This window comes from Streptomyces cavernicola, assembly GCF_029968035.1.
GTDB lineage: Bacteria > Actinomycetota > Actinomycetes > Streptomycetales > Streptomycetaceae > Streptomyces > Streptomyces cavernicola.
Genome location: NZ_JASCIQ010000019.1, coordinates 43604 through 67235, shown reverse-complemented (window position 1 = coordinate 67235; position 23632 = coordinate 43604). Strand labels below are relative to the sequence as shown.

The following is a 23632-nucleotide window of genomic DNA, read 5'->3' as shown; positions in this document are numbered from 1 at the left end:
GCGGCCTGAACTAGACCCCAAACTCACGCCCGAATTGCGTCACTTGCGAAGAAAGTCGACCAGCCCGGAGCTGATCCCCTTTGCCGCCTTCCCCCGCCACCCCGCGCTCGTCAGGAGCTTCTCGTCCTCGGGGTCGCGCATGTTGCCGCATTCGAGGAAGACCTTCGGGACCTTGGAGAGGTTGAGGCCGCCGAGGTCGGTGCGGGTGTCGAGGCCCGTGCCGTCGCCGATGTAGTTGGAGGGGGCCGTGCCCGTCGTGCGTACGAAGCTTCCTGCGATGCGTTCGCCGAGGTCGCGGGAGGGGGCGACGATCTCGCCGGTGTCCGCCGCGCCCGCGTCGACCTTGCCCGGCATGATCACGTGGAAGCCGCGGTTGCCCTCGCCCGAGCCGTCCGCGTGCAGCGAGACCACCGCGTCCGCGTCGGCCTCGTTGCCGATCCGGGCGCGCTCGTCCACACAGGGGCCGTAGGGCCGGTCACCGTCCTGGGTGAACTTCACCTTCGCCCCCTCCTTCTCCAGGAGCGCGCGGACCTTGCGGGCCAGGTCGAGCGTGAACTCGGCCTCGCTGTAGCCGTCGTCGGTGGCCGTGCCCGTCGTATCGCATTCCTTCTTGTTCGTACCGATGTCGACGAGGCGCGCGATGTCGGCCGTGCGGTTGCGGTTGTTCGGGTTGTGGCCGGGGTCGATGACGATGGTCTTGCCGGTCAGTTCCCCCGATTCCCCGGCGGCGGGCGACTTCGACGCGGACGGTTTCGAGGGGGCCGGTTTCGAGGGGGACGCCGACGGCTTCCCGTCACCCGCACCCGCACCCGCGCGCGGCCCCGCCGGCTCCGCCCCACCGAGCCCCGACCACAGCAGCCACCCCGCCAGCCCGACGGGAACGAGCGTGGACACGGCGACGAGGCCGACGCGGCGGCGGGGGCGGTGCGCGGCGGTCGCGAAGGCGGGCGTGGGGTTGTCCGGATCGTCGTACGACACGAGTGCGAGCCTAACGGGGACCGGCGGCCGCCCTCAGACCCCGTCCTCAGACCCCCGCCCCGGTCCGCCGCAGCACCCGCAGGGACCCGTGCGCCGAGACCTCCGTGAACGCGCCGGAGGCGAGTGCCCGCAGGTAGACGCGGTACGGGGCCTGGCCGGTGAACTCGTCCACCGGGTCCGGGAACACGTCGTGGATGAGCAGCAGCCCGCCCTCGGCGAGGTGCGGCGCCCAGCCCTCGTAGTCCGCCGTGGCGTGCTCGTCGGTGTGGCCGCCGTCGATGAACACGAAGCCAACCTCGCCGCCCCACACCGCCGCGACCTGCGGCGAACGCCCCACGACCGCGATCACGTGGTCCTCCAGGCCGGCCTTGTGCAGGGTGCGGCGGAAGGTCGGCAGCGTGTCCATCACGCCGAGCTCCGGGTCGACCACCTCCGGGTCGTGGTACTCCCAGCCCGGCTGCTGCTCCTCGCTGCCGCGGTGGTGGTCGACGGTGACAGCTGTCACACCGCAGGCGCGGGCCGCGTCGGCGAGCAGGATCGTCGAGCGCCCGCAGTACGTGCCGACCTCCAGGAGCGGAAGGCCGAGCTCCGCCCCCGCCCGCACCACGGCCGCGTACAGCGCGAGCCCCTCGTCGAGCGGCATGAAACCTTTCGCGGCCTCGAAAGCGTCCACGATCTCGGGCGTCGGCTCCGACGAAACGGCGGGTGCGGGAACGGTCACAGAGGCCTCCTGGCAGGCGCGGAAAGAGCGGAGAAAAGGGCGGATCGGCGTGCGCGAACGGGCGGATCACAGTCGGGTGGCGGTCTTTATACCGACCAGACACCCCGGCCCGCCGGGCGATATTGTCATCCGTACGATGGGGGGTCATCCAACCCCCCACGCTTCGCGCACCGCGTACCGGCGACAGCGACGCCTGACCACTCGACCATTTACGAAGGACCTGAAGTGAACTTCCGCTCTCTCACTCGAGGCGACGCAGTGGTGATCGGAGCAGCGGTGTTGCTGTTCATCGCCTCTTTCCTGAACACCTCGAGCGGCGACTCCCCCTACACCGTCAGCCCGTGGGAGTTCCTCGGCAACGCGATCGGCCTCTACATGGTCGGCGTCATCGGCGCCGCCCTGATCGTCGTCAACCGTGCGCTGCCGCAGCCGAAGAAGGTCGTCGGTATCGAGCTCGGCCACATCGGCATCGTGCTCACCGTCGCGGTCGCCTGGCAGTTCTTCTGGACCATCCTCGACGCCTCGGGCGCCGGCCCGGCCATCATCCTCGGCCTCATCGCCGCGCTCGTGCTCGCCGGCGCAGCCGTCGCCACCCCGCTCGTCCCGGCGCTGAACGCCGACCTCATGGGCGCCCCGAAGCCGCAGCCGATGTACGGCGGCCAGCCGCAGCAGGGCGGCTACGGCTACCCGGGCTCCCAGCAGGGCCAGCCCTACCCCGGCCAGCAGCAGCCGTCCTACGGCGGCCAGCAGGTCCCGGGCCAGCAGCAGGCCGCCCCGCAGGACCAGGGTGCGCAGCCCCAGGCCCAGGCGCAGGCGCAGGCCCCGGCCGGCGGCGACTTCGCCCCGTTCTGGTTCGCCGTGCCGGTGCAGCGCCCGCTGTACGCCGAGGACGGCAACCCCACCCCGATCGCCGAGCTGGCGCCGGGCACCTGGTACCTCGCGGTCGAGCAGCGCGGCCCCGGCCTGGTGGCCCAGACGCAGGACGGCCGTCGCGGCGTGCTGCAGGACACCACGGGCATCCAGCGCGGCTGACCCGCCGAGCCCGACAGCTTCACGGCCCCCGTTCCGCACGTACGCGGAACGGGGGCCGTTGCCATGTCACGGCGACGCCCGTACAGTCGCCCCGCACAAGGAAACTGACGTACCGTCAGCTCAAGCGTGGCGATCGGTCGGGAGGGCGTATGCGGCTCGGGCTCGCACTCGGTTACTGGGGCCGCGGCCCCAACCCCGACCATGTCGCGCTCGCGCAGGAGGCGGAGCGGCTCGGCTACTCCTCGGTGTGGACCGCGGAGGCCTGGGGCTCGGACGCGTTCACCGCGCTGACCTGGATCGCCGCGCACACCTCGACCATCGAACTCGGCACCGCCGTCGCGCAGATGGCCGCCCGCACGCCGACCGCCACCGCGATGCAGGCCCTCACCCTCGACCACCTCTCCGGCGGCCGCATGGCCCTCGGCCTCGGGCTCTCCGGGCCGCAGGTGGTGGAGGGCTGGTACGGGCGGCCGTTCCCGCGCAGCCCGCTCACCGCGACCCGCGAGTACGTGGACGTGATCCGCCAAGTCCTGCGCCGCGAGGGCCCGGTGGCGCTCGACGGGCGCTTCCACCCGCTCCCGTACGACGGGGACGACGGCACCGGGCTCGGCAAGCCGCTCAAGCCGATCACCCACCCGCTCCGCGCCGGCCTGCCGGTCTTCCTCGGCGCGGAGGGCCCGAAGAACATCGCGCAGACGGTGCGGATCGCCGACGGCTGGCTGCCGCTCTACTGGTCGCCGCTGCGCACGGACGTGTACGAGGCGTCCCTCGACGGCGTACGGGACGGGTTCCGGATCGCCCCCATGGCGCGGGCCAAGGTCTGCGACGACATCGCGGAAGGCCTCCTCCCGGTGAAGGCGATGCTCGGCTTCTACATCGGCGGCATGGGCCACGCGGCGAAGAACTTCCACGCGGACCTGATGGCGCGCATGGGGTACGAGGCGGAGGCGCGGCACATCCAGGAACTCTTCGCCGAGGGCCGCCGGGAGGAGGCGGTGCTCGCCGTGCCGGACGCGTTCGCCGACGAGATCTCGCTCGTCGGGCCGCGCGAACGGATCGCGGAGCGCCTCGAGTTGTGGCGCAAGGGCCCGGTGACGGACCTGCTCGTCCTCGCACCGGACCGGGAGACGCTGCGGGTCCTGGCCGAGCTCAACGCCTGACCGGCGCCGAGCTCAACGCCTGACCGGCCGGGCCGTCAGCCGCCGCGCAGCTCGGAGAGGGACGGCACCTTCTCCTTCACCGGCGCACCGGCATCCTTCCCCGCGTCCTTGACCGAGTTGATGACGCTGTCGAAGACACCCGACGCGTCCTCCGCGCCGTTGCCCTTGCGGAGCTTGGACGGCAGGTCCTTGAGGGACTCGATGCCGGCCGCGAGCGGGGCCACGGCCTTGGCGAGGAGCGGGTCGCCCTGGGCGTTCTTCACGGCCGCCTTGAGCCGGTTGTACGCGAACGCGCCCGCGAGGCCCGCCTTGATCAGCGTGAACTTCCGGCCCTTCGCGCCCTTCTTGAACTTGCCGTCGCGGGCGGGCTTCACGATCCACTGGTAGGCGGCGCCCGCTGCGAGTCCCGCGTTCGCGACGAAGCGGGTCTTGGCGAACTTCTGCTTCTCCTGCTGCTTGGCCGAAGATGTCGGCTTCGGCGTCTGCTCCGCAACAGCTGCGGCCTTGACGTCCTCGCCGCTCTTCGCGGGGGCCGCCCCGCACGCGGTGCCTCCGGCGACGAGGGCACAGCAGAGGGTGAGGGCGAGGAGCAGCTGCCTCAGCTTTTGGCGGGGTATCGGGGCGGGGCTGTCGTTCCTGAACACGGGACCTCCGGGGGCCGGGGAAGTAGGCGCCCTCAGACTCGCCCCGCCCCCGGCCCTCCACTACTCGGGCGAGCCCGAACGGGTGGGGTCGGGGTCGTTTCCCCCCCCGTACCTACGAACCCCTCAACAGCACCCCGGCTCCAACCCCGCCGGCAGGCGATCCGCCCCGAACACCGCACAGGTCGCCTCATGCCCCCCGAGCGCCGCGACCGCCAGCAGCAGCGCCCCCGCCGTCCAGGCGGTCTGCTCCCGCGGCCAGATCGCCGCGTCCTCGAAGACGTACCCCGTCCAGTACAGCCCGGTCGCCGCATCCCGCAGGTGCCCGATGGACTTGAGGATCTCCAGGGCCCGGTCGGACTCCCCCATCACCCAGAGGGCGAGGGCGAGTTCGGCGCTCTCGCCGCCGGTGACCCACGGGTTGGGGACGACGCAGCGGACCCCGAGGTCCGGCACCACGAAGCGGTCCCAGCCCTCCTCGATACGGGACTTGGCCGCGGCGCCCGTCACGGCCCCGCCGAGGACCGGGTAGTACCAGTCCATGGAGTAGCGGTCCTTGTCGAGGAAGCGCTCGGGGTGCTCGCGGATCGCGTGCCCGAGCGCACCGGCCGCCAACTCCCAGTCGGGCTGCGGCTCTTCGCGCGCCTCGGCGATGGCGAGGGCGCAGCGCAGCGCCTGGTGGATGGAGCAGGACCCGGTGAGCAGCGCGTCGGTGACGACGGCGCCACCGTCCGCCACCGGCTCGCGCTTCCAGCCGATCTCCCCGCCCGGCTGCTGCAGTTCGAGCACGCACTCCATCGCCGCGACGACCGTCGGCCACATCCGGTCGAGGAACGCGTCGTCGCCGGTGGCGAGGTGGTGGTGCCAGACGCCGACGGCGACGTACGCGCAGAAGTTGGACTCGACGCCGAGGTCGGTGGGCCGCTCGAAGTCCCCGTCCTCGTACGCCGCGTACCAGGATCCGTCCGGGTTCTGGTGCCGGGCCAGCCAGTCGTACGCGCGCGCCGCGGCCTCGTGCTCGCCGGCCGTGTCCAGGGCCATGGCGGCCTCGACGTGGTCCCACGGGTCGAGGTGGTGGCCGCGGAACCACGGTATGGCGCCGTCGTCGCGCTGCCCGGCGAGGATGCCGCGGACCGTCTGCGCGGCCTGCTCGGCGGTGAGCACCCCGGGCAGGACGAGGTGGTCGGTACGGGGCGTCGTCACGAAGCGTCCGCCACAGCGGTCTTGGGCAGGTGGGGCTTGGTCGCGTACGCCACGAAGCTCTTGCCGATGAGCGGGTTGAGGGCCTGCTCGGCGACGCGGGTGGCGAGCGGCTTCTTCATGATGTCCCAGACCAGGAGCTTGTGGTACGCCCGCACGGGCAGCGCCTTGTCGTTGTCGACGCCGAAGGCGCACTTGAGCCACCAGTACGGGGAGTGCAGCGCGTGCGCGTGGTGGGTGCCGTACGGCTTGAGGCCCGCCTCCTTCATCCGGCCGAGCAGCTCCTCCGCCTTGTAGATGCGGATGTGGCCGCCCTCGACCTCGTGGTACGCGTCGGAGAGCGCCCAGCAGACCTTCTCGGGCCCGTAGCGCGGCACGGTGACAGCGATGCGCCCGCCGGGCTTGAGGACGCGCACCATCTCGGCGAGCACACCCTTGTCGTCGGGGATGTGCTCCATCACTTCGCTGATGATGACGACGTCGAACGACTCGTCGGGGAAGGGGAGTTGGAGCGCGTCGCCCTCCATCGCGGTGGCCGTCGCGCCCTCGGGGGCCTCGCCGGCCTCCTTCATGGCGGCGAACCACTTGGCGACCTCGCGGATCTCCTCGCCGTTCTGGTCGAGCGCCACGACGTGCGCACCGCGCCGGTAGCACTCGAAGGCGTGCCGCCCGGCACCGCACCCCAGATCGAGGACACGGTCGCCCGCGGCGAGCGGGAAGCGGGTGAAGTCGACGGTCAGCAAGTGGGCCTGCCTTTGGGGTTGAAAATTGAGCCTGTCCTGGGGGTACCGCCCAGCGGTAGCTGGGGGAGATTGAGGACGAGCCCGGAGGGCGATACGGGATCCGGGGCGGAGCCCCGAGGCCGTCCGCAGGACTTTCGAGAAGAGGCGGGGCGGGGACAACTCATCGCGCACGCACCGCAGCGGACCGCTCCATCGCCGCCCGGTACCGCTCAGCCGTGCCCTCCGCCGCCCGCGCCCAGGTGAAGTTGGCGAGAACCCGCTCCCGGCCCGCGGCGCCGAGCCGCACCCGAAGCTCCCGGTCCCCCAACACCCGGCACAGCGCAGCGCTCAGCGCCCCCGCATCACCGGGTGGCACGGCGAGGCACGTACGCCCGTCCTCGCCCGCGACCTCCGGGATCGCCCCGCCGGTCGTCGCGACCAGCGGCGTCCCCGTCGCCATCGCCTCGGCGGCCGGCAGCGAGAACCCCTCGTACAGCGAAGGCACACACGACACCTGTGCGCTGCGCACGAGGTCGACCAGCTCCCGGTCGGAGATGCCCTTCACGAACTCGACGGCGCCTTCGAGACCGTACCGCTCGATGGCCGCGGCGACCGGCCCGTCCTCGGCACGCTTGCCGACGACGACGAGGTGCGCGTCGGGCTGCTCGGCGCGGACCTTGGCGAGCGCCTCGATGAGGAAGACGAGGCCCTTGAGCGGTACGTCGGCGCTGGACGTCGTCACGATCCGCCCCGGCACCTCCGCGACCGCCGGGTCGGGCGAGAAGAGGTCGGTGTCGGCGCCGATGTGCACGACGTGGATGCGGTCGGGGCGTACGCCGAGGTGGTCGACGATCTCCTGGCGCGAGGTGCCGGAGACGGTGAGCACCGAGGGCAGCCGGCGGGCTACGCGCTTCTGCATGCGCGTGAAGCCGTACCAGCGTCGCTTCGAGAGGCGGCCCTTCCAGTCCTCGGCGGCGTCGATCTCCAACTGCCGGTCGACGGTGATGGGGTGGTGGATCGTCGTGACGAGCGGCGCGCCGATGGCGGAGGGTCCGCCAAGGAGCCCGTATCCGAGGGTCTGGTTGTCGTGCACGACGTCGAACTCCCCGCTGCGGGCGGCGAGATGGCGGCGGGCACGCAGCGAGAACGTCAGCGGTTCGGGGAAGCCGCCGGTGCGCATCGTGGCGAACTCGACCGCGTCCACCCAGTCCCGGAACTCCTCGCGCTTCGGCGTACGGAACGGGTCGGGGCTGCGGTACAGGTCGAGGCTGGGCAGCTCGGTGAGCGGGACGCCCTCGTCGAGCACGGGGTACGGCTGCGCGCCGATCACCTCGACGTGATGGCCGAGGCGGGCCAGCTCGCGGGAGAGGTGCCGGACGTACACGCCCTGGCCGCCGCAGAACGGGTTCCCCTTGTAGGTGAGCATCGCGATCCGCAGCGGGCGGTCGCCGTCGCGCTTGCCGTCGCGCTTGCCGTCGTGCTTCACGGTCACGCCGGGGCCCGCGAGGGTCCCGGCCACACGGCCCGTTCCGGGGCCTGTCTCCATGGCCTCAGCGGTCACGCGCGGCCCCCTTCTCCCTGCGGCTCCCGCGACACTACGTCGGGACGCTAACCTAGAACAAGTTTCAGACTTGATCGCTTGAGGAGCATCGAATTTACCGGCAGGTAACCAGACCGGAAGACCCGGCTCAGGTGATTCGCGCCACGGCGGAGCCCCTGCCATGCTGTGCTCCGCGCGGGCCCGGCTCCCAGGCCCCCTGGATCGGCACCACGGAACGGGACATATGACTGCAGAAGTGGAACTGAAGGACTCCGGCGCGGCATCCCCTCCCCTGACCGAACGTCAGGAAGCCCGGCGGCGCCGCATTCTGCACGCCAGCGCGCAGCTGGCCAGCAAGGGCGGCTTCGACGCCGTGCAGATGCGCGAGGTCGCCGAGTCCTCCAGCGTCGCCCTCGGCACGCTCTACCGCTACTTCCCGTCCAAGGTGCACCTGCTGGTCGCGACGATGCAGGACCAGCTCCAGCACATGCACACGACACTGCGCAAGCGCCCGCCCGCCGGGGACGACGCGGCGGAGCGGGTCTCCGAGACGCTGATGCGCGCCTTCCGCGCCCTGCAGCGCGAGCCGCACCTGGCCGACGCGATGGTCCGCGCCCTGACCTTCGCGGACCGCTCGGTCTCCCCCGAGGTCGACACCGTCTCCCGGCTCACCACGGCGATCATCCTCGACGCGATGGGCCTCGACGCCGAGCCGACCCCGCAACAGCTGTCCGCGGTCCGCGTCATCGAGCACACCTGGCACTCGGCCCTCATCACGTGGCTCTCGGGGCGGGCCTCGATCGCCCAGGTGAAGATCGACATCGAGACGGTGTGCAAGCTGATCGACTTGACGTCACCGGGTGCGGCCCCCGGTCACCCCGGCACCTGAACCGGGGCTCCGCCCCAGGCCCCGGCCCCTGCCCCACGGGGGCATCGTTCGACTGCGGCGTCGTCGTGGCTGATCGCGCCCACGCGGCGCAGCCGCCAATGTGCCACAGCCCCGCGCCCCTGCCGGGCGACACCCCAACCCGTCCAGCGCTTGAGGCGGGGCTCCGCCCCAGGCCCCCGGCTCCTGCCCCGCGGGGACATCGTTCATCTGCGGCGCCATCGTGGCTGATCGCGCCCACGCGGCGCAGCCGCCAATGTGCCACAGCCCCGCGCCCCTATCGGGCAAGCCCGCCCGGGGCCTGAGCCGGGCCCCCGCCCCAGGCCCCGGCCCTTGCCCCGCGGGGAAATCGTTCGACTGCGGCATCGTCGTGGCTAGTCGCGCCCACGCGGCGCAGCCGCCAGTGTCACAGCCCCGTGCCCCTGAAAACCCGCCCCGCCAAACTCAGCCCGTCCGGCGTTTGAGGACGTGGCCGCCAGGCCGGTGGAGCGGGGTCCGGGGGTGCAGCCCCGGTGGCTAGCCCCGGACCAGCGGGCTACTCCTCCGGCGGGAACACCGGCTCCCCCGACCCCCGCATCACGATGGAAATCGCCTCCACCGGGCAGCCCTCCGCCGCCGCGAGCACCTCCTCGTCGGCGTCCGTCTCCGGGGAGACCGGGTGGGACTGGCGCGCGGAGTCCAACCGGAACCCCTCGGCGGCAGCGTTCACGCACATGCCCGAGCCGATGCACAGGCTCCGGTCCACCTCGACTTGCCAGCGGTCACCCATGGACGCAGCACCTCATCCCTCGTAGCCGGACGGCAGGTGGATCATCTTGTGCTCGAAGTACTCCCCGTACCCCTCGGGCCCGAACTCCCGCCCCAGGCCGGAGTTCTTGTAGCCGCCGAAGGGGCCGAGCATGTCGAGGCTGAAGGTGTTGACGCTGTACGTGCCGGTGCGGACCCGGCGGGCGACGTCGATGCCGCGTTCGACGTCCGCGGTCCAGACGCTGCCGCTGAGCCCGTACTCGGAGTCGTTGGCGATCTGCACGGCCTCGGCCTCGTCCCCGTACGGGATGAGGCAGATGACCGGGCCGAAGATCTCCTCGCGGGCGATCCGCATCGAGTTGTCGACGTCGCCGAAGAGTGTGGGCTCGACGTACCAGCCCTTGTCCAGGCCCGCCGGGCGGCCGCCGCCGGCGAGGAGCTTGGCGCCCTCTTCCTGGCCGATGCGGATGTAGTCGAGGGAGCGCTGCTGCTGGCGTTGCGCGACGAGCGGGCCGAGTTCGGTGGCCGGGTCGAGCGGGTCGCCGACCTTCAGGCCGGAGGCGACCGCGGCGAAGGCCTCGGCGAACTCGTCGTAGCGGGTGCGCGGTACGAGGATGCGGGTCTGGGCCACGCAGGCCTGGCCGTTGATCATCCAGGCGAAGGGCGCGATGCCCTGCACGGCGGTCGCGGCGTCGGCGTCCGGCAGGACGATCGCGGCGGACTTGCCGCCCAACTCCAGGGTGACGCGGGTGAGATGGCGGGAGCAGACCTCCATCACGCGCTTGCCCGCGGCGACCGAGCCGGTGAAGGAGACCTTGTCGACGCCGGGGTGCCCGACGAGGTACTCGCTGACCTCCCGGTCGGCGGGGATGACGGACAGCACGCCCTCCGGCAGCCCTGCCTCGGCGGCGATCTCGGCGAGCAGATAGCCGTCGAGCGGCGTCTCCGGGGAGACCTTGAGGATCACGGAGCAGCCGGCGAGCAGCGCGGGCGCGAGCTTGGCGGCGGCGGTGAACTGCGGGACGTTCCACGGCACGACGGCCGCGACGACCCCCACGGGCTCGCGCCGCACGAGCAGTTTGCCGAGCACGCCGTCGCGCTTCTCCTCGTAGGTGAAGTCGCGGGCGGTGGTGATCGCGGAGTCCCAGGCCATCATCGCGGCGAGCGCCTGCACCATGATGCTCGACGTGTACGGGGTGCCGTTCTGGCCGCTGATGACGCGGGCGATCTCCTCGTGCCGGACCGCGAACGCGTCCTTGATCCGGGTGACGACCTCGATCCGCTCGTCGAGGGAGAGGCGCGGCCAGGGCCCCTCGTCGAAGGCGCGGCGGGCGGCTGCGACGGCCCGGTCCACGTCCGCGGGGGCGGCGTGCGGCACCCGGCCGACGACTTCCTCGGTGTGCGGGGAGATCACCTCGATGACGTCCCGGCCGAGGGGGTCCACCAACTCCCCGCCGATGAACAGCTTCTGATGCTCCACGAGCTCGGTCATGGCCGTCTGCCTCCCGGGGGGCGTACCGTTTCTGACGCGCTACATCTGACGGTGCTTCAGAACTGATACCAGTTCTAGTTCTACTAGTCCACGGGCTCAACAAGCTTGCACGCGACACCCGTTGGGCAATCATTGAAACCAGTTCTAGTTATAGTGTCCGCCGGACGAGCCCCGCAGGAGGACCGGATGACGACGGTGATCGAGCACGGCGGCGGCGTATGGAGCATCAAGGTGCCCATCCCGGACAACCCGCTCGGCCACACCCTCGTCCACCTCCTCGACACCGACCGCGGGCCCGTCCTCGTCGACACCGGCTGGGACGACCCGGATTCCTGGGACGCCCTGGCCGCCGGCCTCGTGGCCTGCGGCACGGCGGTCGAGGACCTGCTCGGCGTGCTCGTCACCCATCACCACCCCGACCACCACGGGCTCTCCGGGCGCGTACGCGAAGTCTCCGGCGCGTGGATCGCGATGCACGCCGCCGACGCCCATGTCGTACGCCGCACCCGCGAGCAGGTGCCCGCCCGCTGGCTCGACTACCTCACCGGGAAGCTCGCCGCGGCCGGGGCGCCGGACGAGCACCTCGCCCCGCTGCGCGCCGCCCGCTCCTCCGGCCGGATGCGCACACTGCCCGGCCTGAACGCCGCCCTGCCCGACCGCGAGATCGTCCCCGGCGAACTCCTCGACCTCGCCGGCCGCCGCCTGCGCGCGATCTGGACGCCGGGCCACACCCCCGGCCACGTCTGTCTGCACCTCGACGAGGAGCACCCGACCGGCAGGCCCGGCCGCGGCCGGCTCTTCTCCGGCGACCACCTGCTGCCCGGCATCACTCCGCACATCGGCCTGTACGAGGACCCGGACGACGCCGACGCCGGCGCGGGCGACCCGCTCGGCGACTACCTGGACTCCCTGGAGCGGATCGGCCGGCTCGGCGCGGCCGAGGTGCTGCCCGCGCACCAGCACGCCTTCACCGAGTCCCGGGCCCGCGTCGACGAGCTGCTCGCCCACCACGAGGCCCGCCTGCGCGACCTGCGCGCACTCCTCTCCGGGCCGCTCACGCCCTGGCAGATCGCCGAGCGGATGGAGTGGAACCGGCCCTGGGAGCAGATCCCGCACGGCTCCCGCACCATCGCCGTCTCCGAGGCCGAGGCCCATCTGCGGCGCCTGGTGAAGCTGGGCCTCGCGGAGGCCGTGCCGGGCAGCGAGCCGGTGACGTACCAGGCCGTATGAGGGCGCCGGAGCCGTCCCGGCGGGCGGTGCCTGGCCCGTCGACCGCAGGTGACCGACCGGTACAGTGGGCGGGTCATCACATGCCCGTACGGGGGGAAGCCGGTGGAAATCCGGCGCTGACCCGCAGCCGTGAACCGACCCCGCGTCGGCGAGCCGGAATGCTCCGCCCGGGTGTGCGCTCCCGTCGCCGCACGGCGATCCGTCGAGGTATACGGAGCCGGAGCTCGGTCCCCGCGCGGGCCCGCGCCCCTGCTCCCCGCAGGAGAGGCTCCCGCCCCGTCATGAACATTCGCCGCAGCGCGGCCGCCGCCGCTGCCACCGCAATGCTCCTCGCGGCCGCCGTGCCCGCCGCCCACGCCGCCGAGACGCCCTCGCCGGACTCCTCGGCGGGGCTGCCCTCCGGCCTCTACGGCGACAAGGACCCGAAGTACGACGGCGTCTTCCGGCAGTCGTACGCGCTGCTCGCACAGCACACCGTCGGCGTGCAGCCCGCGCAGAAGGCCGTGGACTGGCTGACCGGCCAGCAGTGCGACAGCGGCGGCTTCGCCGCCTACCGCGCCGACCCGAGCGAGGCCTGCGCCGCGAAGACGCCGGTCGACTCCAACTCCACGGCCGCCGCCGTGCAGGCGCTCAGCGCGCTCGGCGGGCAGGACGCCACCGTCAAGAAGGCCGTCGACTGGCTGAAGTCCGTGCAGAACCAGGACGGCGGCTGGGGCTACAACCCGGGCCTGCCCAGCGACGCCAACTCCACCGGCATCGTCGTCGGCGCGCTCGTCGCCGCCGGGGAGAAGCCGGCCGACGTCAAGTCGCAGCAGGGCAAGTCCGCGCACGACGCGCTGCCGAAGCTCGCGCTGCCCTGCGGCAAGGGCGAGGACGGCGCGTTCGGGCTCGCCGACATGAAGACCGGCAAGCTCGCCGCCAACGCCGACGCCACCGCCGCGGGCGTCCTCGGCTCCCTCGACAAGGGCCTCGTCGTGAAGCCCGCCGCCAAGTCGGCCGAGCCCGCGAAGTGCGCCGAGCCGAAGGACGTGGCGCAGGCGGCGAAGAACGGCGCCGCGTACCTGGCGGCCGAGCTCGCCGCGAACGACCACCTCACGTCCGCGCTGCCCGGCGCGGAGGACCAGCCGGACTACGGCAACACGGCCGACGCCGTCGTCGCCCTGTCCGCGGCCGGTCTTCAGGACCAGGCGAAGCAGTCCACCGAGTGGCTGCGCAAGCACTCCGCGAAGTGGGCCAAGGACAACGGCCCCGCCGCGTACGCCCAGTTGATCTTCGCCGCGCACGCGAGCGGCGCGAACCCGAAGGACTTCGGCGCGACCGACCTGGTCCGCTCCCTCAACGCCACCGGCCCCGCCCCGCAGGAGGAGGACGCGGCCGCCGAGAAGAAGAAGGACGACGACAGCGGCCTCAACCCGCTGTGGATCGTGGGCGTCTTCTTCATCGCGAGCGTCGGGTTCGGGTTCCTGCTGAGCGGGCGCAACAAGAAGAATCAGCTGTGAGCGTCCGCCGCCGGGCGGGCTGGGTCATGGTCGTCGCTCTGCTTCTGGCAGGGGCCTCCCCCGCCCACGCCGCCACCGGATACCGGTACTGGTCCTTCTGGTACCAGGAGAACGGCAGTTGGCAGTACGCGACGCAGGGCCCGTCGTCCGCCGAGCCCGCCGACGGGGACGTCGAGGGCTTCCGGTTCTCCGTGAGCGCCGACTCGAAGGACGCCGAAAAGCCGCGCGGGACTGCCGAGTTCGCGGAGATCTGCGCGGACACCCCGGCGCAGGACGACGCCAAGCGGGTCGCGCTCGTCCTCGACTTCGGCACCGCTGCGGACGCCCCGAAGGGCGAGACCCCGCCGAAGGCGCGCACCGCCTGTGCGCGGATCCCCGAGGACGGCACGTCGGCGGAGGCCCTCGCGGCCGTCGCTAAGCCGCTGCGGTACGGCAGTGACGCGCTGCTCTGCGCCATCGCCGGGTACCCGGCGGCCGGCTGCGGCGAGCAGGTCACGGACGGCGGCGACCCGAAGCCCGAGCCGCTCGTCGCGCAGGACGACGGACCGTCCGTCGGCCTGCTCGCGGGCGGTGCCGCGGTACTGGTACTCGGCGGCGCAGCCCTGTGGCAGGCCCGCCGGCGCCGCGGCCCAGGCGTGTGATGCTCACGTCGAGCGTGCGTACCGGCCTGCGCGCCCCCGAGGCCGGCCGCAGCAACGCCCTGCACCCCGGGGCCTGGTGGGTGTGGGCGCTCGGCCTCGGCACGGCCGCGTCCCGGACCACCAACCCGCTGCTGCTCGGGCTGCTCGTGGCCGTCGCCGGGTACGTGGTGGCGGCCCGCCGCAGCGAGGCGCCCTGGGCGCGCAGTTACGGCGCGTTCGTGAAGCTCGGGCTCTTCGTGCTCGGCATGCGCCTGGTGTTCGCGGTCTTCCTGGGCTCGCCGATCCCGGGCTCGCACACCCTGTTCACGCTCCCCGACGTCGACCTGCCCGAGTGGGCCGAGGGCGTCCGGATCGGCGGCCGGGTCACCGCCGAGACACTGGTCTTCGCCCTGTACGACGGCCTGAAGCTGGCCACGCTGCTGATCTGCGTGGGCGCCGCGAACGCGCTCGCCAACCCGGCGCGGCTGCTCAAGTCCCTTCCCGGCGCGCTGTACGAGGCGGGCGTCGCCGTCGTCGTGGCCCTGACGTTCGCCCCGCAGCTGATCGCCGACCTGCAGCGGCTGCGCGCCGCCCGCCGCCTCCGCGGCCGCCCCGACCGCGGCGTACGCGGGCTGCTCCAGGTCGGACTACCGGTCCTGGAGGGCGCGTTGGAGCGTTCGGTGGCGCTCGCGGCGGCGATGGACGCGCGCGGCTACGGCCGTACCGCCGCCGTACCGCCCCTCGTCCGGCACACCACGTCCGTGCTCACGCTCGGCGGTCTGCTCGGCGTGTGCGCGGGCACGTACGGACTGCTCGCAGCGGAGGGCGCGGGCTTCGGTCTGCCGGTGCTGCTCCTCGGGGTCGTCGCCGCGCTCGGCGGGCTCCGGCTCGGCGGCCGGCGCAGCGTGCGCACCCGCTACCGGCCGGACGTGTGGGGCGTGCGCGCCTGGCTGGTGTCCGGGTCCGGGGTCGCGGTGGCGGCCCTGATGATCTGGTTCGCCGCCACCGACCCGGCGGCGCTGCAGCCCGGCGTGGTCCCCCTGGTCGCGCCGACACTGCCGCTGTGGCCCGCGGCCTGCGTCCTGCTCGGCCTGCTCCCGGCGTTCGCGGCCCCGGCGCCGGCCCCCTCTTCGCGTACACCTCGGAAGGAAGCCGGATGATCCGTTTCGAGGACGTCTCCGTCACCTACGACGGGGCCGTCGAGCCGACCGTCGCCGGAGTCGATCTCACCGTGCCCGAGGGCGAGTTGGTGCTGCTCGTCGGCCCGTCGGGGGTCGGCAAGTCGACGCTGCTCGGCACGGTCAGCGGGCTCGTGCCGCACTTCACGGGCGGCACGTTGCACGGCCGCGTCACCGTCGACGGCCGGGACACCCGTACGCACAAGCCGCGTGAACTGGCCGACGTGGTGGGCACGGTGGGCCAGGACCCGCTCTCGCACTTCGTCACGGACACCGTCGAGGACGAACTCGCCTACGGCATGGAGTCGTTGGGCCTCGCCCCGGACGTGATGCGGCGCCGCGTCGAGGAGACCCTGGACCTGCTCGGCCTCGCCGACCTGCGCGACCGGCCGATCGCCACGCTCTCCGGCGGCCAGCAGCAGCGCGTCGCCATCGGCTCGGTCCTCACCCCGCACCCACGCGTCCTGGTCCTGGACGAGCCGACCTCGGCCCTCGACCCGGCGGCCGCCGAGGAGGTCCTCGCGGTGCTCCAGCGCCTGGTGCACGACCTGGGCACGACGGTCCTGATGGCCGAACACCGCCTGGAACGGGTCGTGCAGTACGCGGACCAGGTCCTCCTGCTCCCCGCTCCGGGAGCCGCCCCCGTCCTCGGCACCCCGGCGGACATCATGGCCCTCTCCCCGGTCCACCCCCCGGTGGTGGGCCTCGGCCGCCTGGCGGGCTGGGAACCGCTGCCTCTTACGGTTCGCGATGCGCGGCGCAGGTCGGGGGCACTGAGGGGGCAACTCTCCGATTCCGCCCCACCGTTGTGGGCAGCTGGTCCGCCAGGGGCGGAACGGGTGGGCACAACCCCGGTCGCCGGGCACGCTTCGCAACGGGCCTCCAGGTGGCCAACCTGGCTGAGCAAACGCCGACCCGCACCGAGTCCGACCGAACAAACCCCCGCCGAAACGGAAAACCTCGCCGTACGCCGAGCCCACGTACAAGCCCTCCACAAGGTGGACCTGAAGCTCACCCCCGGCGAAACCCTCGCCCTCATGGGCCGCAACGGCGCCGGAAAGTCCACCCTCCTCAACACCCTCGTAGGCATGCTCGAACCGTCCGCGGGCTCGGTGCGGGTAGGCGGGGCCACCCCGCACAGAACGGCCCCGCAGGACCTCATCCGCCACGTAGGCCTCGTACCGCAGGAACCCCGCGACCTCCTGTACGCCGACACCGTCGCCGCCGAGTGCGCCGCCGCCGACCAGGACGCGGGCGCCGCACCCGGCGCGTGCCGGGCCCTGGTCGGCGAGCTGCTCCCCGGCATCGCGGACGACACGCACCCCCGCGACCTCTCCGAGGGCCAGCGCCTCACGCTCGCCCTGGCCGTCGTCCTGACCGCGAAGCCCCCGCTGCTGCTGCTCGACGAGCCGACGCGCGGCCTCGACTACGCGGCCAAGGCCCGCCTCGTCGCACACCTCCGGGGCCTCGCCGAGGCGGGGCACGCCATCGTCCTCGCCACGCACGACGTGGAGCTCGCGGCCGAACTCGCCCACCGCGTGGTGATCCTGGCCGACGGCGAGGTCGTCGCGGACGGCCCGACCGCCGACGTCGTCGTGTCCTCGCCCTCGTTCGCCCCGCAGGTCACGAAGATCCTCGCGCCGCAGAAGTGGCTGACGGTCACGCAGGTCGAGGCGGCCCTCGCGGAGACCGAGGGCGCGAAGTGAGCACTCCCGTGAGCCGGACCGCCCGCGCCGTCCGGCTCGGCCCCAAGTCGGTGTGCGTCCTCGCCCTGGTGAGCGCGATCGGCGTCGCCGCCTTCGGCTGGCCGCTGCTCGCCGACGGCGCCTCGGGCGTGACCGCGCACGCACAGGACGCACCGTGGCTGTTCGCCGCGCTCCTTCCGCTGCTCGTGGGCGTGGTCGCCGCGAGCATCGCGGAGTCGGGGCTCGGCGCGAAGGCCGTCGCGATGCTCGGCGTGCTCGCCGCCGTGGGCGCGGCGCTGCGCCCGCTCGGCGCGGGCACGGCGGGCCTGGAGCCGATGTTCTTCCTGATGGTCCTCGCGGGCCGGGTGCTCGGGCCGGGCTTCGGTTTCGTGCTCGGCTCGGTCACGATGTTCGCGTCCGCGCTCCTGACCGGCGGCGTCGGCCCCTGGATGCCGTTCCAGATGCTGACGATGGGCTGGGTGTCGATGGGCGCCGGTCTGCTGCCGTCCCCCGGACTGCTGCGCGGCCGCGCCGAGTTGGCGCTGCTCGCGCTCTACGGGGCGCTGGCGTCGTTCGGCTACGGGCTCGTGATGAACCTGTACGGCTGGACCATCGTGCCGGGCCTCGCCTCCGGCATCTCCTTCCAGCCGGGCGATCCGCTGCACGAGAACCTGGTCCGCTATCTCGCGTACTGCCTGGCCACCTCGCTCGGCTGGGACCTGGGCCGGGCCGTGATGACGGTCGCGCTGACCCTCGCGATCGGCTCGACGGTCCTCAAGGCGCTGCGCCGGGCGACTCGGAGGGCCGCTTTCGAGACACCGGTCACTTTCACGGGCCCGGACGGCGAGGCGCAGGTCACAACGGCCGAACCGCGTCCGTAGGCGAACCCTTCCGGTACGTAACGGAAACCGCTCGGCGAGGGTGAGCCCCCGCACAGGACCTTGGTCCCCTACTAGCCACCCCCGTAGGCGCGACCCCGGCTCCGGACGACTACTGACCTGCGCTGACGGCCCGGCCACAGAGCCAGGAACATCGGGGCATTTCACCCACATGCGATCAGCTCTAGTAAAAGGGGGGCATTGCGGCGACGTAACAGCCCTGCTTCTCTGGATCACGTCGCAGGGCGCCACGACCGCATCCGGTCGCGGCGCCTGTGCATTGCCCCCGCCGCTCCCCTGTGCGGCACCGGCATGCCTCGCGGCTCCCATGTCCCCGTTGGAAGGCTCTCCGTGACCGTCTCCGCTCTGCGCCGCATCGCCACTCCGAAGAAGACCCTCGCCGGTGCCGCCGTGGCACTCACCGCCGCCGGCCTGGCCCTCTCCTCGACCCCGGCCCACGCCGCCGCTCCCGCGGCCGCCCCGGCCGTCGTGGCTCCTGCTGCCGCCGGGTCGCCCCAGGAGATCGCGAAGAAGATGATCCCGGACCCGGCCCAGTACGCCGCGTTCAGCAAGATCGTCTCGCACGAGAGCGGCTGGGACGCCACCGCGACCAACTCCTCGTCCGGCGCGTACGGCCTGGTCCAGGCCCTGCCCGGCTCGAAGATGGCCTCCGCGGGCTCCGACTGGAAGACCAACCCGGCCACCCAGATCGAGTGGGGCCTGGACTACATGAACGACCGCTACGGCAGCCCGGTCGAGGCCTGGAACTTCTGGCAGGCCAACGGCTGGTACTGAGCCGCTAGCCGCTCATAGGCAGTGATGAGGCCGCACCCCGGCGAGGGGTGCGGCCTCCTGCTTTTCCCTCCGGGCTCACCCTCGGTGGCCGCCGGAGGGGCTGCTTTTAGGGGCGCGGGGAACTGCGCACCCTTAGGGGCGCGGGGCCGTGACATTGGCGGCTGCGCCGCGTGGGCGCGACCAGCCACGACGGAGCAGCACCCGACCGACGACCAAGGAAAGCCCCTCCGGCGCCTGAGGAGCGGGGGACCGGGGGCGGAGCCCCCTGGGGGTCACCGGGTCGACGGTGCGGCTCAGAGCCGCTGAAGAATCGTCGCCGTAGCCAACGCCCCACCCGCACACATGGTCACCAGGGCGAACTCCTTGTCCCTGCGCTCCAGTTCATGCAGGGCCGTAGTAATGAGCCGCGCCCCGGTCGCGCCGACCGGATGCCCGAGAGCGATCGCGCCGCCGTTGACGTTGACCTTCTCCAGGTCCTGCCCGAAGACCTGCGCCCAGCTCAACACCACCGAAGCAAACGCCTCGTTGATCTCGACCAGGTCGATGTCCTTCAGGGACATACCGGCCTTGCCGAGCACCGCGCGCGTCGCGTCGATCGGGCCGTCGAGGTGGAAGTGCGGGTCCGAGCCGACCAGGGCCTGCGCCACGATCCGCGCCCGCGGCTTCAGCTTCAGGGCGCGCGCCATCCGCTTGGACGACCACATGATCGCCGCCGCGCCGTCGGAGATCTGCGAGGCGTTGCCCGCCGTGTGCACGGCCGTCGGCATCACCGACTTGAGCCCGGCGAGCCCCTCCATCGCGGTGTCCCGCAGCCCCTCGTCGCGGTCGACGAGCCGCCACATGCCCTGCCCCGCGGCCTGTTCCTCCTCCGTCGTCGGCACCTGCACGGCGAAGGTCTCGCGTTTGAAGCGCTCCTCCGCCCAGGCGGTCGCCGCCCGTTCCTGCGAGATCAGGCCGAGCGAGTCGACGTTCTCCCGCGTCAACCCCCTTTTGCGGGCGATGCGTTCGGCGGCCTCGAACTGGTTCGGCAGGTCCACGTTCCACTCGTCGGGGAACGGCTTGCCGGGGCCGTGCTTGGACGCGGCCCCCAACGGCACCCGCGACATGGCCTCCACACCGCAGCTGATCCCGACGTCCATCACCCCGGACGAGATCATGTTCGCGACCATGTGGCTGGCCTGCTGCGACGACCCGCACTGACAGTTGACCGTCGTCGCGGCCGTCTCGTACGGCAGGCCCATGGTGAGCCACGCCGTGCGCGTCGGGTTGGCGGACTGCTCCCCCGCCTGCGTGACGGCGCCGCCGACGATCTGCTCGACACAGTCGGGCTGGATGCCGGTGCGGGCGAGGAGTTCGCGGTACGTCTCGCCGAGCAGATAGGCCGGATGAAGGTTGGCGAGCGCTCCTCCGCGCTTGCCGATGGGGGTGCGTACGGCTTCGACGATGACGGGTTCCGCGGCCATGAGCCAGTCCTCTCCTCGCACAACTCGCCCGTCCCAGGGGCGATCCCGGCACCCCGCCATGCTCGGACAGACAGAACTAGTACGCGTTCTAGTTCTGAGTGCAGTCTTATGAGTGCCCCCCGCCCACCGCAAGGGTCTTGCATCGACCGCATCCACAACGGATGCCGCCGGAGGCCTTGCCACTTGTAGAACCGGTTATTACCTTTCCCAGAGCTTCTGATGGTCCGTCAGACGTTCGCCACCCGCTCGTCGTACGACACTGGAGTTGCCGATGCCCTGCCCCGCGCTGCCCGACGGGTTCGACGCGACCGACCCCGACCTCCTGCAGAGCCGCATCCCGCACCCCGAGTTCGCCGAGCTGCGGCAGACCGCGCCGGTGTGGTGGTGCCCGCAGCCGCGCGGCATCACGGGCTTCGACGACGAGGGCTACTGGGCCGTGACGCGGCACGCCGACGTCAAGTACGTGTCGACGCACCCCGAGTTGTTCTCGTCGAACACCAACACCGCCGTCATCCGGTTCAACGAGCACATCGACCGGGGCCAGATAGACGCCCAGAAACTGATCATGCTCAACATGGACCCGCCCGAGCACACCCGGGTCCGCCAGATCGTGCAGCGCGGCTTCACCCCGCGCTCCGTGCGCACCCTCTCCGACGCGCTGCGGGTACGCGCCCGCGCCATCGCCGACGAGGCCAAGGCGAGCCTGGACGCGGACGGCTCCTTCGACTTCGTCACCCGCGTCGCCGTGGAACTCCCGCTGCAGGCCATCGCCGAACTCATCGGCGTCCCCCAGGAGGACCGGGCCCGCATCTTCGACTGGTCGAACAAGATGATCGCGTACGACGACCCCGAGTACGCCATCACCGAAGAGGTCGGCGCCGAGGCCGCCATGGAACTCATCGGCTACGCGATGAACATGGCCGCCGACCGCAAGCAGTGCCCCGCCAAGGACATCGTGTCGCAGCTGGTCGCCGCCGAGGACCAGGGAAATCTGCAGGCCGACGAGTTCGGCTTCTTCGTCCTCCTGCTCGCCGTCGCCGGCAACGAGACCACCCGCAACGCCATCAGCCACGGCATGCACGCCTTCCTCACCCACCCCGAACAGTGGGAGCTCTACAAACGGGAGCGGCCCTCGACCGCCGCCGAGGAGATCGTCCGCTGGGCCACCCCCGTCACCGCGTTCCAGCGGACCGCCACCCAGGACACCGAGATCGGCGGCGTGCCCGTCAAGGCGGGCGACCGCGTCGGGCTCTTCTACTCGTCCGCCAACAACGACACCGAGGTCTTCGACCACCCCGAGCGGTTCGACATCACCCGCGACCCCAACCCGCACCTCGGCTTCGGCGGCGGCGGACCGCACTTCTGCCTCGGCAAGTCCCTCGCCATCCAGGAGATCGACCTGATCTTCAACGCCCTCGCGGACGTCCTCCCCGATCTCCGCCTGGCCGGCGACCCGCGCCGCCTGCGCGCCTCGTGGCTCAACGGGATCAAGGAGCTCCAGGTGACCGCCGGTTGAGATCCCAAGGACCGGGCGGGACCGCCTGAGGTCCACCTGAGGCCGCCCCAGCTGTGCCTCAAGCCACAGGAGTTACCGCCCGGTTCCCTTCTCTTCGCGCGACAAAGGTCACAAGACGGTCGAGCCGCAGGGCCCTCGCCGGGCCGCCACAGCACTGGTGAGACGGGGTTTTCGCAGGTCAAGCAACGAACCGGCCACGGTACGTAACGCGGCGACTGCCCCTATCGTCGGAACACATGTCTTCAGCCACTCTCAGTCCGGCCGCGACCGATTCCGCTTCCGCGAGCCCCTCCGAGGTCACCGTCACCGACCCCGCGATGGTCAAGCGCGCGGTGAAGGCCGCAGCACTCGGCAACGCCATGGAGTGGTTCGACTTCGGCGTCTACAGCTACATCGCCGTCACCCTCGGCAAGGTCTTCTTCCCGTCCGGCAACCCCACGGCACAACTCCTCTCCACCTTCGGCGCGTTCGCCGCCGCCTTCCTCGTACGCCCCCTCGGCGGCCTTGTCTTCGGCCCGCTCGGCGACCGCATCGGCCGCCAGAAGGTGCTCGCCCTCACCATGATCATGATGGCGGCGGGCACGTTCGCCATCGGCCTGATCCCGTCGCACGCCTCCATCGGCCTGTGGGCCCCGGCGCTGCTGCTCCTCGCGCGCCTGGTGCAGGGCTTCTCCACCGGCGGTGAGTACGCGGGCGCCTCCACGTTCATCGCCGAGTACGCGCCCGACAAGAAGCGCGGATTCCTCGGCAGCTGGCTGGAGTTCGGCACCCTCGCCGGCTACATCGGCGGCGCCGGTCTCGTCACCCTGATGACCGCGCTGCTCTCCACCGACGACCTGCTCTCCTGGGGCTGGCGCATCCCGTTCATGATCGCCGGTCCGATGGGCCTCATCGGGCTGTATCTGCGGATGCGCCTGGAAGAGACGCCGGCCTTCGCCGCCGAGCTGGACAAGGCGGAGGAAGCCCGCCCGAAGGTGAAGCTGCGCGAGATGGTCACCGGGCAGTGGCGTGCGCTGCTGCTCTGCGTCGGCCTGGTCCTGGTCTTCAACGTCACGGACTACATGCTCCTTTCGTACATGCCGAGCTACCTGACCAGCGAGCTCAACTACGACTCCACGCACGGGCTGCTCGTCGTCCTCGGCGTGATGGCGCTGATGATGGTGGTCCAGCCGTTCGCCGGCCGGCTCACCGACCGCGTCGGCCGCCGCCCCGTCATCGCCTTCGGCTGCGCCGGCTTCCTGCTCCTGTCCGTGCCCGCGCTGCTGCTCATCCGGCAGGGCTCGCTCCTCGCGATCGCCCTCGGCATGGGCGCGCTCGGCCTGCTCCTGGTCTGCTTCACGGCCACGATGCCGTCGGCCCTGCCCGCGCTCTTCCCGACCCGGGTGCGCTACGGCTCCCTGTCCATCGGGTTCAACGTCTCCGTCTCGATCTTCGGCGGTACGACCCCGCTGGTCGTGACCGCCCTGATCGGCGCCACCGGCGACGTGATGATGCCCGCCTACTACATGATGGCCGCGGCCGTCGTCGGCGGTGTCGCCGTCTGGTTCATGACGGAGAGCGCCCGCCGCCCGCTGCCGGGCTCACCGCCCGCCGTGGAGACCGAGGCGGAGGCCCGGACCCTCATGACGGCCGCGGCTTAACGGCAGCAG

Annotated in this window: 21 protein-coding genes and 1 riboswitch; of the genes, 12 read left to right on the top strand and 9 right to left on the bottom strand. The window is 72.0% G+C overall.

Annotation, left to right across the window (positions count from 1 at the left end; genetic code table 11):
- Positions 1-39 precede the first annotated feature (39 nt).
- Both QIS96_RS19075 and QIS96_RS19070 read right to left on the bottom strand, forming a co-directional pair.
- Positions 40-978: an N-acetylmuramoyl-L-alanine amidase gene (locus QIS96_RS19075; protein WP_282543851.1), complete on the bottom strand. Its 939-nt coding sequence runs from the start codon at positions 976-978 to the stop codon at positions 40-42.
- 46 nt (positions 979-1024) lie between these two features.
- Positions 1025-1621 (bottom strand): class I SAM-dependent methyltransferase, encoded by a 597-nt coding sequence (locus QIS96_RS19070; RefSeq protein WP_282543925.1) that lies wholly within the window; start codon positions 1619-1621, stop codon positions 1025-1027.
- 303 nt (positions 1622-1924) lie between these two features.
- Here QIS96_RS19070 and QIS96_RS19065 point away from each other — a divergent pair, with 303 nt between their 5' ends.
- Both QIS96_RS19065 and QIS96_RS19060 read left to right on the top strand, forming a co-directional pair.
- A complete protein-coding gene (locus QIS96_RS19065; protein WP_282543850.1) occupies positions 1925-2731 on the top strand; it encodes a DUF5336 domain-containing protein in 807 nt (268 codons plus the stop codon).
- A 149-nt stretch (positions 2732-2880) separates the two neighbouring features.
- Positions 2881-3891 carry an LLM class F420-dependent oxidoreductase gene (locus QIS96_RS19060; protein WP_282543849.1) on the top strand — a complete coding sequence of 337 codons (1011 nt, stop codon included), beginning with the start codon at positions 2881-2883 and terminating at the stop codon, positions 3889-3891.
- A 35-nt stretch (positions 3892-3926) separates the two neighbouring features.
- Here the strand turns inward: QIS96_RS19060 and QIS96_RS19055 are convergent, their stop codons facing one another.
- From QIS96_RS19055 to QIS96_RS19040, 4 genes are all read right to left on the bottom strand, one after another.
- Positions 3927-4535, bottom strand: coding sequence for a hypothetical protein (locus tag QIS96_RS19055; protein WP_282543848.1), 609 nt, complete (start codon positions 4533-4535; stop codon positions 3927-3929).
- A 123-nt stretch (positions 4536-4658) separates the two neighbouring features.
- Positions 4659-5735, bottom strand: coding sequence for a prenyltransferase/squalene oxidase repeat-containing protein (locus tag QIS96_RS19050; RefSeq protein WP_282543847.1), 1077 nt, complete (start codon positions 5733-5735; stop codon positions 4659-4661).
- A complete protein-coding gene (locus QIS96_RS19045; RefSeq protein ID WP_282543846.1) occupies positions 5732-6475 on the bottom strand; it encodes a class I SAM-dependent methyltransferase in 744 nt (247 codons plus the stop codon). Before QIS96_RS19045 ends, QIS96_RS19050 begins: the two co-directional genes overlap by 4 nt.
- A 160-nt stretch (positions 6476-6635) precedes the next feature.
- Complete coding sequence (locus tag QIS96_RS19040) at positions 6636-8015, bottom strand: glycosyltransferase family 4 protein (protein ID WP_408907213.1); 1380 nt, start codon at positions 8013-8015, stop codon at positions 6636-6638.
- Positions 8016-8238: 223 nt separating this feature from the next.
- Between QIS96_RS19040 and QIS96_RS19035 the strand changes: the two genes are divergently transcribed.
- Entirely contained in the window at positions 8239-8883 is a 645-nt protein-coding gene (locus tag QIS96_RS19035) for a TetR family transcriptional regulator (protein WP_282543845.1), read from the top strand.
- Positions 8884-9415: 532 nt separating this feature from the next.
- Here QIS96_RS19035 and QIS96_RS19030 read toward each other — a convergent pair.
- Both QIS96_RS19030 and QIS96_RS19025 read right to left on the bottom strand, forming a co-directional pair.
- Complete coding sequence (locus QIS96_RS19030) at positions 9416-9649, bottom strand: ferredoxin (RefSeq protein WP_282543844.1); 234 nt, start codon at positions 9647-9649, stop codon at positions 9416-9418.
- A 12-nt stretch (positions 9650-9661) separates the two neighbouring features.
- Positions 9662-11119: an aldehyde dehydrogenase gene (locus tag QIS96_RS19025; protein WP_282543843.1), complete on the bottom strand. Its 1458-nt coding sequence runs from the start codon at positions 11117-11119 to the stop codon at positions 9662-9664.
- A 186-nt stretch (positions 11120-11305) separates the two neighbouring features.
- Here QIS96_RS19025 and QIS96_RS19020 point away from each other — a divergent pair, with 186 nt between their 5' ends.
- From QIS96_RS19020 to QIS96_RS18990, 7 genes are all read left to right on the top strand, one after another.
- Entirely contained in the window at positions 11306-12349 is a 1044-nt protein-coding gene (locus tag QIS96_RS19020) for an MBL fold metallo-hydrolase (RefSeq protein WP_282543842.1), read from the top strand.
- A 94-nt stretch (positions 12350-12443) separates the two neighbouring features.
- Positions 12444-12511, top strand: a riboswitch (cobalamin riboswitch).
- A gap of 119 nt (positions 12512-12630) precedes the next feature.
- On the top strand, positions 12631-13848 hold the full coding sequence (locus tag QIS96_RS19015) for a prenyltransferase/squalene oxidase repeat-containing protein (protein ID WP_282543841.1): 1218 nt from the start codon (positions 12631-12633) through the stop codon (positions 13846-13848).
- Positions 13845-14489 (top strand): SCO2322 family protein, encoded by a 645-nt coding sequence (locus tag QIS96_RS19010; RefSeq protein ID WP_408907212.1) that lies wholly within the window; start codon positions 13845-13847, stop codon positions 14487-14489. The genes QIS96_RS19015 and QIS96_RS19010 overlap by 4 nt, the downstream gene beginning before the upstream one ends.
- Positions 14489-15628: a CbiQ family ECF transporter T component gene (locus QIS96_RS19005; protein WP_282543840.1), complete on the top strand. Its 1140-nt coding sequence runs from the start codon at positions 14489-14491 to the stop codon at positions 15626-15628. The genes QIS96_RS19010 and QIS96_RS19005 overlap by 1 nt, the downstream gene beginning before the upstream one ends.
- A complete protein-coding gene (locus QIS96_RS19000) occupies positions 15625-17352 on the top strand; it encodes an ABC transporter ATP-binding protein (RefSeq protein WP_282543839.1) in 1728 nt (575 codons plus the stop codon). The genes QIS96_RS19005 and QIS96_RS19000 overlap by 4 nt, the downstream gene beginning before the upstream one ends.
- Positions 17353-17360: 8 nt before the next feature.
- The gene (locus QIS96_RS18995; RefSeq protein ID WP_349017396.1) at positions 17361-18212 is read left to right on the top strand and encodes an ECF transporter S component; all 852 of its coding nucleotides are present in this window, start codon (positions 17361-17363) and stop codon (positions 18210-18212) included.
- Positions 18213-18560: 348 nt separating this feature from the next.
- Positions 18561-19004 (top strand): aggregation-promoting factor C-terminal-like domain-containing protein, encoded by a 444-nt coding sequence (locus QIS96_RS18990; RefSeq protein ID WP_282543837.1) that lies wholly within the window; start codon positions 18561-18563, stop codon positions 19002-19004.
- 293 nt (positions 19005-19297) lie between these two features.
- Here QIS96_RS18990 and QIS96_RS18985 read toward each other — a convergent pair whose 3' ends face one another.
- Positions 19298-20467 (bottom strand): steroid 3-ketoacyl-CoA thiolase, encoded by a 1170-nt coding sequence (locus QIS96_RS18985; protein ID WP_282543836.1) that lies wholly within the window; start codon positions 20465-20467, stop codon positions 19298-19300.
- A 271-nt stretch (positions 20468-20738) separates the two neighbouring features.
- On the opposite strand from QIS96_RS18985, the gene QIS96_RS18980 reads away from it, so the two are divergent.
- The gene (locus QIS96_RS18980; RefSeq protein WP_282543835.1) at positions 20739-21983 is read left to right on the top strand and encodes a cytochrome P450; all 1245 of its coding nucleotides are present in this window, start codon (positions 20739-20741) and stop codon (positions 21981-21983) included.
- 236 nt (positions 21984-22219) lie between these two features.
- A complete protein-coding gene (gene proP, locus QIS96_RS18975; RefSeq protein ID WP_282543834.1) occupies positions 22220-23623 on the top strand; it encodes a glycine betaine/L-proline transporter ProP in 1404 nt (467 codons plus the stop codon).
- The last annotated feature ends 9 nt before the right edge of the window (positions 23624-23632 follow it).

Excerpts from the sequence above, each read along its gene's own strand:
- QIS96_RS19030 (WP_282543844.1), bottom strand. The coding sequence starts at position 9,649 with ATGGGTGACCGCTGGCAAGTCGAGGTGGACCGGAGCCTGTGCATCGGC.
- QIS96_RS19020 (WP_282543842.1), top strand. The coding sequence starts at position 11,306 with ATGACGACGGTGATCGAGCACGGCGGCGGCGTATGGAGCATCAAGGTG.
- QIS96_RS19005 (WP_282543840.1), top strand. The coding sequence starts at position 14,489 with ATGCTCACGTCGAGCGTGCGTACCGGCCTGCGCGCCCCCGAGGCCGGC.
- proP (WP_282543834.1), top strand. The coding sequence starts at position 22,220 with ATGTCTTCAGCCACTCTCAGTCCGGCCGCGACCGATTCCGCTTCCGCG.
- QIS96_RS18980 (WP_282543835.1), top strand. The coding sequence starts at position 20,739 with ATGCCCTGCCCCGCGCTGCCCGACGGGTTCGACGCGACCGACCCCGAC.
- QIS96_RS18985 (WP_282543836.1), bottom strand. The coding sequence starts at position 20,467 with ATGGCCGCGGAACCCGTCATCGTCGAAGCCGTACGCACCCCCATCGGC.
- QIS96_RS19000 (WP_282543839.1), top strand. The coding sequence starts at position 15,625 with ATGATCCGTTTCGAGGACGTCTCCGTCACCTACGACGGGGCCGTCGAG.
- QIS96_RS19015 (WP_282543841.1), top strand. The coding sequence starts at position 12,631 with ATGAACATTCGCCGCAGCGCGGCCGCCGCCGCTGCCACCGCAATGCTC.
- QIS96_RS19070 (WP_282543925.1), bottom strand. The coding sequence starts at position 1,621 with ATGCCGCTCGACGAGGGGCTCGCGCTGTACGCGGCCGTGGTGCGGGCG.
- QIS96_RS19025 (WP_282543843.1), bottom strand. The coding sequence starts at position 11,119 with ATGACCGAGCTCGTGGAGCATCAGAAGCTGTTCATCGGCGGGGAGTTG.
- QIS96_RS19035 (WP_282543845.1), top strand. The coding sequence starts at position 8,239 with ATGACTGCAGAAGTGGAACTGAAGGACTCCGGCGCGGCATCCCCTCCC.
- QIS96_RS19060 (WP_282543849.1), top strand. The coding sequence starts at position 2,881 with ATGCGGCTCGGGCTCGCACTCGGTTACTGGGGCCGCGGCCCCAACCCC.